This is a genomic window from Leptolyngbya sp. FACHB-321 (genome assembly GCF_014695975.1).
Lineage (GTDB): Bacteria > Cyanobacteriota > Cyanobacteriia > Leptolyngbyales > Leptolyngbyaceae > Stenomitos.
This window is the reverse complement of record NZ_JACJPI010000058.1, coordinates 573,861-589,360: the sequence shown is the minus strand read 5'-3', so window position 1 is coordinate 589,360 and position 15,500 is coordinate 573,861. Positions and strand designations below refer to the sequence as shown.

At 49.1% G+C, this 15,500-nt stretch carries 17 protein-coding genes; 9 read left to right on the top strand and 8 right to left on the bottom strand.

Annotation, left to right across the window (positions count from 1 at the left end; genetic code table 11):
- Position 1: 1 nt before the first annotated feature.
- The 3 genes from H6F76_RS13295 to H6F76_RS13285 form a co-directional block, all read right to left on the bottom strand.
- Complete coding sequence (locus H6F76_RS13295) at positions 2 to 358, bottom strand: hypothetical protein (protein WP_190508804.1); 357 nt, start codon at positions 356 to 358, stop codon at positions 2 to 4.
- A gap of 370 nt (positions 359 to 728) precedes the next feature.
- Positions 729 to 1,376 (bottom strand): class I SAM-dependent methyltransferase, encoded by a 648-nt coding sequence (locus tag H6F76_RS13290; protein ID WP_190508802.1) that lies wholly within the window; start codon positions 1,374 to 1,376, stop codon positions 729 to 731.
- Positions 1,377 to 1,715: 339 nt separating this feature from the next.
- A complete protein-coding gene (locus H6F76_RS13285; RefSeq protein WP_190508800.1) occupies positions 1,716 to 1,898 on the bottom strand; it encodes a hypothetical protein in 183 nt (60 codons plus the stop codon).
- Between the two features lie 33 nt (positions 1,899 to 1,931).
- On the opposite strand from H6F76_RS13285, the gene H6F76_RS13280 reads away from it, so the two are divergent.
- From H6F76_RS13280 to H6F76_RS13250, 7 genes are all read left to right on the top strand, one after another.
- On the top strand, positions 1,932 to 2,099 hold the full coding sequence (locus H6F76_RS13280; RefSeq protein WP_190508799.1) for a hypothetical protein: 168 nt from the start codon (positions 1,932 to 1,934) through the stop codon (positions 2,097 to 2,099).
- A gap of 329 nt (positions 2,100 to 2,428) precedes the next feature.
- Complete coding sequence (locus tag H6F76_RS13275; RefSeq protein ID WP_190508797.1) at positions 2,429 to 2,926, top strand: DUF2231 domain-containing protein; 498 nt, start codon at positions 2,429 to 2,431, stop codon at positions 2,924 to 2,926.
- Positions 2,923 to 3,519: a DUF2231 domain-containing protein gene (locus H6F76_RS13270; RefSeq protein WP_190508795.1), complete on the top strand. Its 597-nt coding sequence runs from the start codon at positions 2,923 to 2,925 to the stop codon at positions 3,517 to 3,519. The genes H6F76_RS13275 and H6F76_RS13270 overlap by 4 nt, the downstream gene beginning before the upstream one ends.
- A 167-nt stretch (positions 3,520 to 3,686) precedes the next feature.
- Positions 3,687 to 4,676, top strand: a complete 990-nt coding sequence (locus H6F76_RS13265) for a cytochrome c oxidase subunit II (RefSeq protein WP_190508793.1) — start codon at positions 3,687 to 3,689, stop codon at positions 4,674 to 4,676.
- 75 nt (positions 4,677 to 4,751) lie between these two features.
- Positions 4,752 to 6,461: a cytochrome c oxidase subunit I gene (gene ctaD, locus H6F76_RS13260; RefSeq protein ID WP_190508791.1), complete on the top strand. Its 1,710-nt coding sequence runs from the start codon at positions 4,752 to 4,754 to the stop codon at positions 6,459 to 6,461.
- Positions 6,458 to 7,066, top strand: a complete 609-nt coding sequence (locus H6F76_RS13255) for a heme-copper oxidase subunit III (RefSeq protein WP_190508789.1) — start codon at positions 6,458 to 6,460, stop codon at positions 7,064 to 7,066. The genes ctaD and H6F76_RS13255 overlap by 4 nt, the downstream gene beginning before the upstream one ends.
- 9 nt (positions 7,067 to 7,075) lie before the next feature.
- Positions 7,076 to 8,578 (top strand): GMC family oxidoreductase, encoded by a 1,503-nt coding sequence (locus tag H6F76_RS13250; RefSeq protein ID WP_190508787.1) that lies wholly within the window; start codon positions 7,076 to 7,078, stop codon positions 8,576 to 8,578.
- Between the two features lie 45 nt (positions 8,579 to 8,623).
- On the opposite strand, the gene H6F76_RS13245 is transcribed toward H6F76_RS13250, so the two are convergent.
- Together H6F76_RS13245 and H6F76_RS13240 are read right to left on the bottom strand one after the other, a co-directional pair.
- Positions 8,624 to 9,322, bottom strand: coding sequence for a Crp/Fnr family transcriptional regulator (locus H6F76_RS13245; protein WP_190508785.1), 699 nt, complete (start codon positions 9,320 to 9,322; stop codon positions 8,624 to 8,626).
- Positions 9,323 to 9,385: 63 nt separating this feature from the next.
- Positions 9,386 to 9,775 (bottom strand): response regulator, encoded by a 390-nt coding sequence (locus tag H6F76_RS13240; RefSeq protein WP_277881220.1) that lies wholly within the window; start codon positions 9,773 to 9,775, stop codon positions 9,386 to 9,388.
- A 522-nt stretch (positions 9,776 to 10,297) separates the two neighbouring features.
- On the opposite strand from H6F76_RS13240, the gene H6F76_RS13235 reads away from it, so the two are divergent.
- Positions 10,298 to 11,041: a hypothetical protein gene (locus tag H6F76_RS13235; RefSeq protein ID WP_190508782.1), complete on the top strand. Its 744-nt coding sequence runs from the start codon at positions 10,298 to 10,300 to the stop codon at positions 11,039 to 11,041.
- 129 nt (positions 11,042 to 11,170) lie between these two features.
- Here H6F76_RS13235 and H6F76_RS13230 read toward each other — a convergent pair whose 3' ends face one another.
- On the bottom strand, positions 11,171 to 11,983 hold the full coding sequence (locus H6F76_RS13230) for a C39 family peptidase (RefSeq protein ID WP_190450151.1): 813 nt from the start codon (positions 11,981 to 11,983) through the stop codon (positions 11,171 to 11,173).
- 426 nt (positions 11,984 to 12,409) lie between these two features.
- On the opposite strand from H6F76_RS13230, the gene H6F76_RS13225 reads away from it, so the two are divergent.
- Positions 12,410 to 13,543, top strand: coding sequence for a cob(I)yrinic acid a,c-diamide adenosyltransferase (locus tag H6F76_RS13225; protein ID WP_190509025.1), 1,134 nt, complete (start codon positions 12,410 to 12,412; stop codon positions 13,541 to 13,543).
- 36 nt (positions 13,544 to 13,579) lie between these two features.
- Here H6F76_RS13225 and H6F76_RS13220 read toward each other — a convergent pair whose 3' ends face one another.
- Both H6F76_RS13220 and H6F76_RS13215 read right to left on the bottom strand, forming a co-directional pair.
- Positions 13,580 to 14,341 carry a hypothetical protein gene (locus tag H6F76_RS13220; RefSeq protein WP_190508780.1) on the bottom strand — a complete coding sequence of 254 codons (762 nt, stop codon included), beginning with the start codon at positions 14,339 to 14,341 and terminating at the stop codon, positions 13,580 to 13,582.
- Positions 14,342 to 14,598: 257 nt separating this feature from the next.
- A complete protein-coding gene (locus tag H6F76_RS13215; protein ID WP_190508778.1) occupies positions 14,599 to 15,459 on the bottom strand; it encodes an alpha/beta fold hydrolase in 861 nt (286 codons plus the stop codon).
- Positions 15,460 to 15,500 lie beyond the last annotated feature (41 nt).

Below are 15,500 nucleotides of genomic sequence, written 5' to 3'. Positions count from 1 at the left end.
GTTAACGAAAAAACTGTTGACCTATTTGCTGCCCAATCACTGTACCCGGATTGCTTGCAACATTGATGTTTACACCTGATTCGGTGTTTTGTGAAACGGAATTATTTTGTACTTGCTGATACTGGTTTACCAGTTTTTCAAGGTCTTTCTGAAACTCTCTATCCCACTCCGCTTCACTTAAAATTGCAGCTTCCAAAAGCTCTGGTTTAGCACCTCTAATTTGAAGTCTGCCTTGAAAGCTTTTGGTCAAAAACTCTAGAACATCTGCTCCAGCTTTCTCCAAAGCTCCACCAGAAACCTTGTCGATTGCCCATAATGCAATATTAGCGGCTTGCAAAGCTAGTACAGATAATTCCATGTTGGTAGTGTTCCTGTTGATTACAAATCCTTGCCAATGTATAACATACACACTCTAGTATTCCTTGAGTGCTTCTTTACGGATAGCATCAGGTTGCCGAGTTTGAATGCACACCAACAATCTGTAAAGACATTTCCCATTGCAAGATGAAGCAGCCCAATTACTAGATATACGGAAAGTCTCTGTATATCTCCCTGATTTGAGCGAATACCCCGAATCTTTCCGTGTATCGCCCCTCACCAGCCCTTGAGTTGAGCGTGCTAAACCTTCGCCTAGCAGCAATATGAGTGAGGCGAAACTACGCCACACTCGATTGATCGCTCGATTAAAGATGAGTCGCGACCTGTCTTCTGTCTTCTTCCTTCTTACCCTATGCCTCCCGGTGGGCAATCACTGCATAAAACGGATCGCCGCCGCCCATGCCAAGCAAGCGCATAATGCTTGGTGCCTGGGATGACCGCGCTACGACTTCAGGTTTTGTGAAGCCTGGCACGGCAGCGAAGTAGCCTGTAACGAGCTTCACACGATCGCCCTCAGTGCCATCACGCCATGCCTGAATCGCCTTCTGGTAAAACATTCGGTTAGAGAAGCTGATGATCGCCACGCCACCCGGTTTCAGCACGCGATGGATTTCGCTAAAAATCGCTTCAGGATACTGGATGTACTGTACAGAGACCGTGTTGAGCACCGCATCAAAAGATTGATCCTCAAACGGCAGCTTCGGCTCCTGGTTTAAGTTCTGCACGAAGTAATGATCAAGCCGTGGGTTGCGCGCCAGTTCTTCGCCGTTTAGTCCATGCCCTTCCACATGGGCAAAGGCGATCGCCTCAGGTAAATGTGACACCCAGCTACTCATCAAGTCCAGGATGCGTGTGTTTGGCTGCAACCGTTCTTGATAAAGATCAGTCAACTGCTGAATAAAGCCTTCGTCAACATGGGTGACAAAGCGTGGCTGTTCGTAAAAGAGGTTGTCGTTTGTATCGTCAAGTTTGGTGCGCTGTTCAGGACGTAGCAGCATAGCGTTTAAGAGAGAAATAGGTTAAGGGGTAGAGCTTTGATTATGAAGATATGTTAACAAAATTCAGCCTTAGATCTCTGCAAAAGTCATGGAACCAAAAGTCTTGCCACTTTGAAGATGCTTCAAAGCTCTTCAGCAGTAAGTTATGAGGACTCTGACTCACATTACGTGAAAGAACAGATCGGCTTTAATACTTGAGATCGCTCCAGCACTGATGAAAAAGAGAGTTTGTTTTGTCGCTTCTTTAAGTGGATGCGCGATCGTGTAAGCCTCGAAGTAGGCAAGCCGCTTCTCATTCGATTGCTTTAGTAATTCATGAGGAAATTCAACGGTATGGTTTCAATGTCCCTTAGCAAAACTATGGTTCCATCGTTGGCGTAGATCCACTAGAGATTCGTTTTGATGATTGTGATGTGCGAACCGGAGTGCTTCTGCTAAAGCACGAGCGATATTAAGGATAGGTTCGTTGTAGTTGAGAATACGGCGAGAGAGGCGATCACGCACCCCTTCAGCAGCTTTCATGTCCTACTTGTCACGCAACTTCTACTGTCAAAAATGGCTACTGCCATAAATGGCAAAACCCACAACGGCAAACAGCTCATGCAAGACCCGCAGAACAAAAGTAATAACCAGACCACCAAAATTCGCAGCAACAAATGCCTGTTAGCAAAGCTTCTAATCTGGTACTTCGTCCACCACTACAATGCACCCTTACTGGTTTAGGACGACCAAAAACGAAAATGTGCGATCGCAATCCGTTGCAGTGCTCGGTAGTTAAAAGAATTTGATTGACCAGGAGTACTAGATAGTTACGGGCGGAATTACTGGCTCGTCATCTTTTGAACGGTATAGCTGAGATAAATCCTTCCCCCTTTGGACTGATTCTGTAGAGGAGAAAATGAAGATAGCCTGCAAGCGTATTCTTTTGCAGGGCAGTTGTTCTCGCTCTAAATCTACCAACCCTTTATTAAATTGCTGTGAAACCGTTAAATTATCAATATGATTTTTGGGTACTGCCCCATTTAGCTGTCACTGTATGCTCCTAAAGACCTGTGTTTAACTATCTTCCGCCACTTAACGAGCACAACCTTCCTTACCCCGACACTATTCACCCGATCGTGGTGCATTTTGTCATTGCGATGGTGCTCTTTGCAGTGTTCTGCGATGTCGTCGGCTATTTCACAAAGAACTCCAAATTGCATGAGGTTAGTTGGTGGAACCTTGCATTCGCAACGGTTTCGATCTTTATCGCCATTATTTTTGGGCAGATCGAAGCGGGTCTAGCAGAACCTTATGCAGCGTCCGTGTCTACCTTAAATGTCCATACAATTTTGGGCTGGTCGCTCTCAGCAATTTTGGCGATCGTCACAGCATGGCGGTATGTGTTGCGGTTACAGGAAAGACCGCAGTTACCCATCCCTTACCTCATAGCAAGTGTGCTGTTAGCTGGGCTAGTTTGTGTTCAGTCATACTTGGGCAGCGTACTGGTTTGGGTCTATGGTCTGCATACAATTCCAGTTGTAGATGCGATTAGAGGCGGTCTGTCATGAATCCAGATCTACTAAGACAGTGGGGCAGTTTAGGTGCTAACGGGTTGCCTTATCCAATCCCGATTCATCCCAACCTGGTACATCTGACGTTGGGTTTATTTATTGTGGCGATCGCCTTCGATATCGTAGCGACACTGTTTCCGATCGAGAAAGCAGTCTTTAAGTTTTTAGCGATTCCGGCTACCCGCTCTGCGCTGTTCGATGTTGGTTGGTATAACTTGCTAGCCGCCGCAATCATTACTTTTTTTACGGTCGCTGCCGGTTTTTTTGAAATTTCTTTGGCTGTACCACTAACCGATGTTACAAGCGCCTGGGGCTTTCACGCCCTGGAGACGATGATTGTACACGGGGTTGGGGGTGTCATCATTTTAACGCTGATTGTAGGGATGACCGTCTGGCGAGGTTTTCAACGCTATCGCTGGCGCAAAGACATGGCAAGACAGGTGCAGTGGAGCTATTTAGCTGCTGGTTTGTTTGTTTTTGCACTGATGTTTGTGCAGGGAACGTTAGGTGCACATCTGGGTGCTGAGTTCGGCATTCACATCACGGCAGATCAACTGCTGCACCTGGGCGAAAATCCTAATCAACTTTAGGTAAAGAAAGGCAGAAGGCAGGAGGCAGAAGGCAAAAGGTAAGAATATTTTTTCGCCCTTTTCCCTCGACTTCGGTTTCTGCTCCCGCCCTTTTGCCCTCTACCCTTTGCCTTTTACCCTGTACCTTCTGCCTTCTATCTCACGTTTAATATGATGCGATCGCTGTCATGATGAAACTCCGCGCAATTTTGATAATGACGGTCTACGCCATCCTGGTTACGTTTGCTAGCGTTTGGATGGCGAAGCAATCTTACTCCTGGTTTCCGCCAGAAGCATCAGCGGAATCGAAGCTGCTGGATGATTTATTCAGTCTCTTTACAGGGTTAGGCACATTCGTTTACCTGGGTGTGATTGGTCCCTTTATCTACTCGCTGGTCTTTCATCGAGCCAGTAAGTACGACACGAGCGATGCTCCACCGATCGAAGGCAACACCTGGCTAGAAATTATTTGGACAGCAATGCCGCTGGTTTTGGTGTTAACCCTTGCTTTTGTCAGTTATCGTACTTACGAAAAAATGTCCATTCGTGGTCCGATGGAACTGGTGCATCTGCATGTGCCACAGGTGATGGAGCCTGCTTATGCTGAACCGTTTGACAGTACGCCTCAACAGCAGATTCAAGATGCAGTAGAGGTCGCCCCCATTGAGCAGATTGATGTGATGGCTAAACAGTGGGCATGGGTATTTCACTATCCAGAGCAGGATATTACCAGCACTGAACTGCATTTACCAGTTGATCGCCGTATTCGGTTCACGTTGCGATCGGAGGACGTGCTGCATGGGTTTTACATCCCAGCCTTTCGCTTGAGTCAGTATGTGGTTCCCAAGCAGGATATTAATTTTGAACTCACTCCTATAAAAATGGGAACGTATCGCTTGCGGGACTCAATGTATAGCGGTACTTATTTTGCTGCCAATCAAACCGATGTAGTCGTGCAATCACCCAGCGATTACCAGCAGTGGTTAGCCGATGCGGCGACTCAAACGCCCAGCGCCGCTTTTAACCAGGCTGCCTACGAGTATGACCAAACTTCTGAACGGGGAGCAGGTAACACCAAAGATAAGGTTGCCGTTCGTGGTTGGGCAACGATTCCACCTGCGCCGCCACCGGTGGTGAACTATGCACCAAAGCATAAGCCTGACAGCCCAGCCATCTGATGCAGCTTGCTCTTATTTAGCGTTTGTGTAGCGTCCCGTAAGGACTTGAAGGATTAGCGAAGGATTAAGGACTTTATGACGAATATTTCGATCGAGGCTCCAGACATTATTCGCGGACAACCGTACCCCGGTGCGCCCGACAACTGGAAGCGGTTTTTTACCTTCAGCACCGATCACAAAGTCATTGGCATTCAATATATCGTCACGTCTTTTGTCTTTTTTCTGGTTGGCGGACTGTTTGCCATGATTATGCGGGGCGAGCTAATTACCCCCGAAGCAGATCTGGTCGATCGCACGGTTTATAACGCGCTGTTTACCATGCACGGCTCGATCATGCTGTTTTTCTGGACGTTTCCCGTTTTGGTGGGACTGGGAAACTACCTGGTGCCATTAATGATCGGAGCGCGAGACATGGCTTTTCCTCGGCTCAATGCGGTCTCGTTTTGGATGATCCCGATCGCAGGCGTGTTGATGCTGTCGAGTTTTCTGATTCCGGGCGGTCCGTCGCAGTCAGGCTGGTGGGCTTATCCACCTGTCAGTTTGCAGAATCCAACCGGAAATTTGCTTAACGGACAAGTGCTTTGGATTCTCTCTGTCGCCATTTCGGGTGTTTCCTCGATTATGGGGGCAGTGAATTTTGTCACCACCATTTTTAGGATGCGTGCGCCAGGAATGACCTGGTTTAGAATGCCTGCCTTTGTCTGGGCAGTGCTAGGGGCACAGTTGATTCAGCTTTATGGCTTGCCATCACTTACAGGCGGCGCGATCATGTTGCTGCTAGATTTAACGGCTGGAACCAGCTTTTTTGCCCCCGAACGCGGTGGAAATCCCATTCTATACCAGCATTTTTTCTGGTTTTATTCCCATCCCGCCGTGTACGTGATGGTGTTGCCTGCCTTTGGCATCTTTTCGGAAGTGCTGCCCGTTCATGCGCGTAAGCCGTTGTTTGGCTACCGCGTGATTGCCGCTTCGTCGATCGTCATTACCATCATCAGCAGCACTGTGTGGGTGCATCACATGTTCGCCAGTGCCACCCCTCCCTGGATGCGGATGTTCTTTATGGTGACGACCATGTTGGTTGCCATTCCCTCTGGCATTAAGGTGTTTGGCTGGGTCGCGACCGTATGGGGTGGCAAAATTCGGTTTACAACGCCCATGCTGTTTGCGCTAGGTGGCATTAGCAACTGGCTGTTTGCAGGCATCACGGGCATCTTTTTGGGTTCAGTGCCGATCGATCTTCACGTTCACAATACGTACTTCGTAGTCGGTCACTTTCATTATGTGCTGTACGGGGCGATCGTCATGGGCATCTATGCCGGGATCTATCACTGGTTCCCCAAAATGACAGGGCGTATGTATTACGAAGGTCTGGGCAAACTGCATTTTGCGCTGACGTATATTGGCACCGCGTTAATCTTTTTGCCAATGCATCCCCTGGGGCTGATGGGAATGCCGCGTCGGGTCGCTTCTTATGATCCAGAGTTTGCTTATTGGAATGTGGTCGCCAGCATTGGTGGCTTTCTACTGGGTCTGTCTACACTGCCGTTTATTCTCAACATGGTGAGCGCCTGGATTCGCGGCGACAAAGTTGGCAACAATCCCTGGCGAGCATACGGCTTAGAGTGGCTCACCTCTTCACCACCCTCAGTCGAAAACTATGAAGAAACGCCGATCGTGATTTCGGGTCCTTATAGCTACGGCAGAAACGAACCGTTGGTCGAAAACATTCCAAACCCTGGCTTGACTGATTTCCCAGAATCTCTGACACAGCAGAAAACATCATGACGGCAGAAAGAGCGCTTTCCCAAGACCTCGAAGCAAACGTCCGAGAGCACCAAGAGCATGACGAAGCAGGAAACAGTAAGTTTGGCTTTATTGTGTTTCTGCTGTCAGAAAGTGTTATTTTCCTGAGCTTTTTTGTGGGTTATACCATCTTCAAAACCACCACAACTGATTGGTATCCAGCAGGCGTTACCGGGCTAGAAACCAGAGAACCATTGCTTAATACGATCGTGTTGGTCTCCAGTAGTTTTGTGATCTACGTCGCTGAACGATATTTGCATGACAAAAAGCTCTGGGGGTTTCGCCTCTTTCTCCTGACAACAATGGCTATGGGAGGCTACTTCCTATTTGGGCAGGCAGTGGAATGGCGCGGTTTGCCCTTTACCTATCAGTCCGGTTTGTTTGGCAGCCTGTTCTATCTACTCACTGGCTTTCATGGTTTGCATGTCCTCACTGGCATTCTGCTGCAAGGGTTGATGCTGGGGCGATCGTTCTTCCCCGGTAACTACGACAATGGTTTCTTTGGTGTCGAGGCAACCTCTTTGTTCTGGCACTTTGTTGATGTCATTTGGATCGTGTTGTACACGCTAATTTATGTTTGGCAGTAGGAGACTCCTATGATCGTTGACGACCAACACTATGACGTGATTATCATCGGTACTGGAGCGGGTGGCGGCACCCTAGCCCGTAAATTAGCACCAACTGGCAAAAAGATTTTGCTGCTGGAACGAGGGGAATTAATTTACCGCGAAAGCTCAGAGTTAATCGATACAGAAGTCTTTAAAAAAGAGCAATACCATGCACCCGAATCCTGGCACGACAGTTCGGGAGAGCCGTTTTCTCCACAAACGTATTACGCAGTGGGTGGCAATACCAAAATCTGGAGCGGTGTTTTGCAGCGAAGGCGCGAACGTGACTTTGAGCAAGTGCAACATCAAGGTGGGCTTTCTCCAGCATGGTCATTAAAATACCAGGACTTTGAGCCTTACTATACGGAAGCAGAAAAACTGTATCAAGTACACGGTAAGTTTGAGGATGATCCAACCGAGCCATCCCACAGCGAAGCCTATCCCTTTGCAGAAGTTGCCCATGAACCATTAGTGCAACAAATTGGCGGTTCTTTGGCTGAGCAAGGGTTACATCCCGTTCATCTACCGCTAGGGTTAGGTGATTTTGGTCGAACGGATGCTGAAGATACCGGCATTACTCCCGTACTCAACAGCGAGAACGTGACGCTCAAAACGTCTGCCCAGGTCGTTCTCCTGCATACCAATCCATCCGGCTCAGAGATCAAAGCAGTTGAGGCAAAGATTGGGGAGCAGTCCTATTTATTTTTAGGCGATGTTGTGGTGCTTGCCTGTGGTGCTGTAAATTCGGCAGCCTTGCTGTTGCGGTCTGCTAACGAAAAGCACCCCAAGGGAATTGCGAATGGCTCTGATCAGGTGGGTCGCAACTTGATGAAACAATTGTTGTCTGTTGTCGTGCAGTTGACCTCTACCGCTAATTCTGGGTTGTTTTCTCGCACGCTGGGGCTGAATGATTTTTACTGGGGAGACAAGGATTTTCCGTATCCGATGGGTCATGTGCAAAACTCTGGCGGGATTCTCCAGGATGTCATTTTTGCCGAAGCCCCTCCCATTTTATCGGCGTTATCTCGACTGATGCCCAATTTTGGCTTGCGGCAGTTGGCAACCCATTCGATCGGCTGGTGGTTGAAAACAGAAGACTTGCCCCATGCAGACAATCGGGTTCGTTATGTGGGAGATAAGCTGCGAATTGACTACACGCCTAATAACGTCGAAGCGCACGATCGCCTGGTTTATCGTTGGGTTGACGCGTTGAAAAGCGTTGAGCAGTCTCAGCCCAATCTATTTAACCGCACAACGCATCCTCGTAGTGATATGCCTGTACAGGTTGTGGCGCATCAGTGTGGCACCTGTCGGTTTGGCGAAGATCCAGCGACCTCAGTCTTAAATCTAGACTGCCGTACCCATGAAGTGCATAATCTCTATGTTGTCGATAGCAGCTTCTTTCCATCTCATGCCAGTGTTAGCCCCGGTTTGACGGTTATTGCCAATGCTCTGCGAGTCGGCGATCGCCTCATTGAGCAATTGCAGTAAAAAGCTGAAAAAACCATCATCGGGTTTAAGGACAAAAAGGCAATGTTAATTTCCCCTCAGCAAGCGATCGTATTCCGCTTTAGTGGCTCTGAAACATTCACACGCAGAGGCTTCTAGCCCAGATCGATTGAGGATTTGGACTCTTCCCCGCTGATACTGAATCAGTTTTCGCTCTTGTAGCCGTTGCGCCGCCAGCGTCACCCCTGCCCGCCGCACGCCTAGCATATGGGCGATAAACTCCTGCGTTAGCGGCAGATTGTCGGACTCAATACGGAATTGCGTTTCGAGTAACCAACGTGGTAGGCGTTGGTCTAGCGTGTGGAGCGAGTTGCAAGCCGCCGTTTGAGAGACCTGTACCATAAACGCCTGAGTGTAGCGTAGGAGTAAATTGTGAAGTTCATCATAGCGTTTGAACTCCTCCTCTAGTCTCTGCACCTCAATTCTCATCGCGTTGCCTGCGATCTGAACCATGTATGCTGTCTGTGTGGTTGCACTGTTGCCCATTAAAGCGTTAAGACCCAGCACTTCTTGATTGCCGACCATCCCGACCTCTGCTGTCGCACCATCTTGCATGGTGATGGTGATCGAGAAAAGACAGTCGAGTGGGAAAAAGATATGCAGCAATGGCTCGCCAGGCTGATGGACGATCGAACCCTGACTTAAGGTAACCTGCTCAAGATGAGGTGTAAGCCGATCGAGCACATCAGCAGAGAGCAAAGCCAATATTTGATTTTTAGCGGTCATAAAAGCCTCATAACGGCGTCGAAGTCGCCCTTTTTAGAACATTCTTTGAGAAAAAGTCGACTGCTATAAACAGGTGTTTGCTGCCATCGCTTGAACCGACCCGGTACGGCAAACGATCATAGCAAGTAACTTGTCGATGTCTAACGGTTTGGCTAAGTGCCGACAAAACCCAGCCGTGAGGGCACGAGTACGCTCATGCACTCCAACACATACCGTTAAAGCAATTGCCGGAATCTGAACACGATAGGTCGTTTCAAAGGCTTTCACCTTATCCATGAGTGCGTGTCCATCTTGACTCGGCAGAAAAAGCTCACTAATTACAAAATCGGGGAGAGTTTGTTGCATGCGTTCGATCGCTTCACTAACGCAGGTTGCTGTAGTCGTTTCAACCTTATAGCTGTCAAACAACATCGTTAGCAAGTCTCTACAATCAGCAGTACCATCGACATACAAGCACTCGTAAACCTTTTCGCAGTAGAGGTAAATGAGGCATAGCAGCGGCGATCGGGCTTATAGAAAGGTTTAATGCAACATAGATCAACAATAGTTGTTACAGAAATTGCGATCAGTACAGTTGCGTACTATGGAAACAAATTCAGTACATTCAGAGTTAGCGGTGTAGCATTTTTCGCAACGGGCAACGTTTGTGCTGCAGCTTGCCCGACGGTATCTATTCTCCAACTCGGTATCTATTCTCCAACTCAGTCACAGGCTCATTTCCACCCACCTGAGTGTCTTGCCGTTCTAACTTAACTTCGTACTCCTGGCTAAATGAGATGATGAGCAGATTAGGGTTCCCAGTTCTGCTTCTGGTAAGGGTTCTACTTAATCCTTTAGCCTTTAGCCTTTTGCCATAGATGTCCTGGTTCACTTTAGCACTCAAAACTTTTAGCCCTCACCCCTCAGCCTTTCTCCTGATGGATTCAGAAACCGACGTATGATCCTAATTTGAAGTCCTCTATGGCATCACTGGTTATGACGAGATTGCTTGTGAGAAGCCTGCGCTTTGGCTGTTTGGCGATCGCTCTAGCTGCTGTTTCCGTTAGTACCAAACCCGTTTTTGGCGATCGTTTGTTGGCGGCTGATCCCATCAAGCCGATGCTGCCTGCCAATTTGCGTGAGGTAAGTGTGTGGACGCGGGCATTGGGCAAGGCTCAACCACCCTCACCGTGGCGTGTGGCACCGTGCGATCGCAGTAGCAAAGCGCCGATGCTCTGTGTGTACGATCAACAGGCTCTAGTCGGCACGGTAGAACTGGGAACACACCTCATTAGCAGCCGACCTGATTTGAGGCAAAAGCTGAAAGAGGCAGGCATTCCAGCCAAGGCAAACTACGCTGCTCCTAAATATCGCAAGCAGGTGGCGATCGCCCTTAAAGCCTGGGTCGAAGACTACTACGCCTTCTTTAAAGACGATCGCAAGACTGCATACGGTGACAGCATTACCTTTGCCTCTCAGCCACCTATACAAGTGTCGCTTGGTAAGCTAAAGGGATTCCGCTACGGTTTTTCAGGCATCAAACAAGATAAGGACATCCACGAACAGCGCGTTGGCTATGTTGCCTTTGATGGTGCCACGCTGTATATCATCACAACTGCGTTTGATGCTACATCAGAGACAGGCAAGTTTAAGACGCTCGAAGACTTCCAGCGCTTTGAACCGCATTTGGCAAAGCTGATAGCACGACTGCAATTACCGATCGCCAAGCGATCACGTTGATTGATAGCTAAGTTGATTGGTAGCTAAACAGCTATTTAGCCACTAGCGCTCAGCTTTCAGCGACTAGCATCGGTTCTCGCACCAAACGCTGACCGCTCATCTAAACCAATAGCTGCTTTTTTACAAACCCTAAGCCTTAGACAAACGGTGTAGCCAAACATAGTTGGAACCTTCGGGGCTGCATTTGCTTTGAATCAGGCTGTTGGAATAAAAAAGGTTCTGCCCAGAGCGATCGGTGAGATAGCCAGAAGCCGTCCACTCGCCGTAGGGATCATTAACGTAGAAGCCGCTCTGGTTGTAGCCACGCACGACCACGATATGACCAAAGCTCGTGAAGTAACCGTGGATAATGCAGGGACGACCTTCGGCGATCGCCTTGCGAATATCTGCCAAACTACCTCGCAGGGTCAGGTTATTCTCAATGCCATACGCTCTCGCCATCCTTGCCAGATCGTCCGGCTCGTGACGGCTCAAGCCATTGCCATCCATATAACGATACAGTTCGTCCTCGTACTGGGCGGCACTGGTGCGCTGCTTAATGCGGAAGTACGCCATCACCATTGCAAAGCTAGTAACATTGCAGGCCCCGGTTGGGTTCACGGCATTGTCAAGCTGGCTTTTATACGGAATGTTGAGATTCTTGCTTTTTGGCAGTGCACCGGGTGGTGGCGCGGGTGCAGGCTGGGGCTTACTGTAAGCCACTTTGCCCTTGCTGTCGATTAACTGCACATGATACCCATAGGTGTGCCAGGTATTGCGGGGTGGATCGCCCAGTACCTCACCTAAGATCGCGACCTTGAGATGGTCTTTCTCAACAAATTTCCAGGAACTCAACTCAAAAACCTTTCCTGCGGCTACAGACACCTTATCTTTTGCAGATAGTTTGTCAGCATCAGCAGTCGATTGCTTGAATGTAGTGTTTTGAACAACTTTGAGCCTCATATACAATGCCCCTTCCGCTAAATGAAAGCATCGAACGGTCAACACAAGCGACGTGAGTGGAAAACAGATGCCCCTCTAACGTTGTCGAACCGATCCACACAACGATTAACCCATTTAAGCTTATCAACACAAGTTGGGTGTTACAGAGGCTGATCAAGTCGGTAGCTAGCGATCGCCTTAGAGCTTCTTTCCGTCTGCGGCTGCATTGTGCGCTGTTTGATCATACAACCCCACCTAAAGGTAACTCTAAAAGCGCGCTCGATCGTCCTTCATTGCACGAAGCACGCGCCCAACTTGTTTCAGACAGTCGAGGTGTTTAACGGCTACTTTATGCGCCAGACCGCTACATATAGCGTAAACTCACAAACGAATGCGCTAAAAGAGGCAGGATTCGTTAAAATGAAGCGGCAGCAAACGTTGGAGCCTATGACACGCACAGGCATTGGAATTCGGACGGCGAATGCACGCTCCGAGCGGCTCACTGGGCAAATTCATGTGTACGATGGCGCTGGAAAGGGAAAGTCTCAAGCAGCGTTGGGCGTAGTGCTACGTTCCATTGGTTTGGGCATTCACTCCGACTTGCAGACCCGTGTGTTGCTGCTGCGCTTTCTGAAGGGACCCGGACGGACGTATGACGAAGATGGGGCGATCGAGGCATTGCAGCGTGGCTTTCCGCATCTGATTGATCAGGTGCGTACGGGCAGAGCCGAATTTTTTGGGGCAGACGATATTACCCGTTTTGACACGCTTGAAGCACAGCGCGGCTGGGATGTAGCAAAGGGTGCGATCGCTTCCGGTCTTTACTCTGTCGTTGTACTCGATGAGCTGAACCCTGTGTTGGATCTGGGCTTGTTGCCGGTCGAGGAAGTGGTCAGTGCCCTCAAGCGCAAACCTGATCATATGGAAGTCATTGCAACGGGTCGTGGCGCACCCCAACCGCTGCTTGATGTTGCTGACTTGCACTCAGAAATGCGTCCTCATTACCACGCTGGTGCCAAAGAGCAGGGCATTGCCGGTATCGAGATTTACACTGGATCAGGCAAAGGTAAATCGACGAGTGCGCTTGGTAAAGCGTTGCAAGCGATCGGCAAAGGCATCAGTCAGGACAAATCTCATCGTGTGCTGATTATGCAGTGGCTCAAGGGCGGCAGTGGCTATACCGAAGATGCTGCGATCGCCGCCCTTAACCAAAGTTATCCTAATCTTGTGGATCATCAACGCTGCGGACGCGACGCGATCGTTTGGCGTGGGCAGCAGCAGGAACTTGATTACGTCGAGGCAGAACGCGGCTGGGAAATTGCTAGAGCCGCGATCGCGTCGGGGCTGTACAAAACCATCATTTTGGATGAACTGAATCCTACTGTCGATTTAGAGTTGCTGCCAGAAGAACCGATCGTTCAGGCGCTGCTGCGTAAACCCCGCGATACCGAAGTTATCATCACCGGGCGCTGCAAAAACCCTCCTGCCTACTTCGACCTTGCTAGCATCCACTCTGAAATGATTTGCCACAAGCACTACGCCGAAAAAGGCATTGACCTTAAACGCGGCGTAGACTTTTAAGTGACTGTTTTTAAGTGGCTGTGAAGTACGTCTTGCTCAGCTGGTTGCTACAGCATTGCCAGCATAACGTCCTCTGCCTGTGCTTTTCCATGTGCCCTTGCTGCGACCCACTGAGAGGATATTGGCTAGGGAATTTTTCGCGCGATTGTAATCCTCTTTAGATAAACCATCGTACAACTCAGCCATCACCTCATCCGTACTCAGCGGTGCTGAAGCGTTACTAAGAATGTCACCCACCGATTCTGTCAGTGCTTTGTCGCTCCATTGACTCTTCAAAAACCGCTGTAAGTTTGATGTTTTGCCTCGCTGGTTCGTTTTACCGGCTGACGGCGTTGCTGGTTTCGATGGTTTTTTCGCTGTAGTGGTCTGGGCAGTTGCTGATGGTTTTGGACTAGGCGGCGTTTTTACTGGCTTGGCTTTTTGTTGGCTACCCCGCTGCTTAGTTGCAGTTTTTTTGGCGGGTAACGCTGCGATCGCCGCTGCAACGGGCTCCGGCTCGTCGCTGGAGGCATCACTCCCACTCTCTGCGGCAGCAAGCTCTATAGCACTAGCAAGTTCTACAACGCTCTCAGGCGTTACTTCTGGTATGGAATCGGTTTCAGGCGTTACTAATCCTAGCGCTGAGGCTTCAGACAGGAGCGTTTCAATACCTTGGATTTGAGTAGTCTTTTGCTGCGCTTGCTCGTTCATCCACTGGAGTTCTTGACTCAAATGATCTTTTACTTTCTGCAACGAGGCAACAAATGCGATCGCTTCATCTTTGGCTAGGGTTTGGAGATAGGACGTTGACGTTGCCACAGCTAAACTCTTGTGAACAGTGATTGTTCTTGATTCTACTTCACGCTTTGAGATCAGAAGCAGAATCTGTCAAGTTTTGATTGTAAATACTTGTGGAATGTTTCCACCGTTGGCGTAATCACTTCTAAATCCAGTGATGCAGCTATGCGGTGGTGAGCTATAGCAGCCACTTACACAGCTTCAGGCTGGCAAGTTTGCTCCTGACAATCCTCTCTGTAGACCGAATTTAAAGTCATAGAAAGAGCAGTGTGGAATGGCTAGTGCTTGTAAACAAGAAAGCCCGCGATCGCGTCTAGCAGAGCTTCCGGTTCATCAGCACGTATGGAATGACCGCTATGCTCAAAAATCCGCAGATCGGCGTTGGGAATGGCGTTAGCAATTTCTTCTGAGAATTCAGGTGGGCAGATCCAATCATGCCGCGCACCAATCACTAGAGTCGGAGCGGTGATTTTGGATAATTCGCTGCGAATATCGTAAGTTCGCAGAAAGCCACCAAAGGCAACATTGATGGCATCAGGAGAGAGAATGGCACGATCCCAGGCTTTTGGCGACGAGTCTGGATCGTAGGTGATGGAATAGAGCGATCGCATCACGGTGAAATACTCACGCAACTGTTCTTCATTCTCAAAGTTGCCGTCCCAGAGGCGTTGCGCGATTGCTTTTTGTTCGTCTGTTCCCCGCTCTGCCAGAATGACTTTGGCTCGTTCCAGAAAGCGGTAATCGGGCACGGTGACGATCGCAATCAGATGCGACACGTTTTGAGGATAGCGGCTGGCATAGGTTAACGCCACCATACCGCCATAGGATGCGCCAATTACAACAATCTGGTCTAAGCCAAGATGCCGACGGAGGGCTTCCATATCCTCCACATTGTTGTCTAGTGTGTAGGTTTCTTTCGCGCCTCGTACCGACCGCCCTTGCCCACGATGATCGAAGTAAACCAACTGCATTTTTTGGCTCAACGGCGACAGCGTTGGTTTAAAGGAGGTGTGATCGGCTCCGGGTCCACCGTGAATGAGAAAGGCAACAGGCTTTTCCCGCATCCGTTTGCCATCCGGCACCAGACCCGCACCTTCTATATCAAAGTAAATTTCGGTATCGCGTAACTTAGCTCGCATAGCTATACAGATTCTAAAATGCAGCGGTTAGCGGTCAGCAG

Coding starts and splice junctions, on each gene's coding strand:
- H6F76_RS13295 (WP_190508804.1), bottom strand. CDS start 358: ATGGAATTATCTGTACTAGCTTTGCAAGCCGCTAATATTGCATTATGG.
- H6F76_RS13290 (WP_190508802.1), bottom strand. CDS start 1,376: ATGCTGCTACGTCCTGAACAGCGCACCAAACTTGACGATACAAACGAC.
- H6F76_RS13285 (WP_190508800.1), bottom strand. CDS start 1,898: ATGAAAGCTGCTGAAGGGGTGCGTGATCGCCTCTCTCGCCGTATTCTC.
- H6F76_RS13280 (WP_190508799.1), top strand. CDS start 1,932: ATGGCTACTGCCATAAATGGCAAAACCCACAACGGCAAACAGCTCATG.
- H6F76_RS13270 (WP_190508795.1), top strand. CDS start 2,923: ATGAATCCAGATCTACTAAGACAGTGGGGCAGTTTAGGTGCTAACGGG.
- H6F76_RS13265 (WP_190508793.1), top strand. CDS start 3,687: ATGATGAAACTCCGCGCAATTTTGATAATGACGGTCTACGCCATCCTG.
- ctaD (WP_190508791.1), top strand. CDS start 4,752: ATGACGAATATTTCGATCGAGGCTCCAGACATTATTCGCGGACAACCG.
- H6F76_RS13255 (WP_190508789.1), top strand. CDS start 6,458: ATGACGGCAGAAAGAGCGCTTTCCCAAGACCTCGAAGCAAACGTCCGA.
- H6F76_RS13250 (WP_190508787.1), top strand. CDS start 7,076: ATGATCGTTGACGACCAACACTATGACGTGATTATCATCGGTACTGGA.
- H6F76_RS13245 (WP_190508785.1), bottom strand. CDS start 9,322: ATGACCGCTAAAAATCAAATATTGGCTTTGCTCTCTGCTGATGTGCTC.
- H6F76_RS13235 (WP_190508782.1), top strand. CDS start 10,298: ATGACGAGATTGCTTGTGAGAAGCCTGCGCTTTGGCTGTTTGGCGATC.
- H6F76_RS13230 (WP_190450151.1), bottom strand. CDS start 11,983: ATGAGGCTCAAAGTTGTTCAAAACACTACATTCAAGCAATCGACTGCT.
- H6F76_RS13225 (WP_190509025.1), top strand. CDS start 12,410: ATGACACGCACAGGCATTGGAATTCGGACGGCGAATGCACGCTCCGAG.
- H6F76_RS13215 (WP_190508778.1), bottom strand. CDS start 15,459: ATGCGAGCTAAGTTACGCGATACCGAAATTTACTTTGATATAGAAGGT.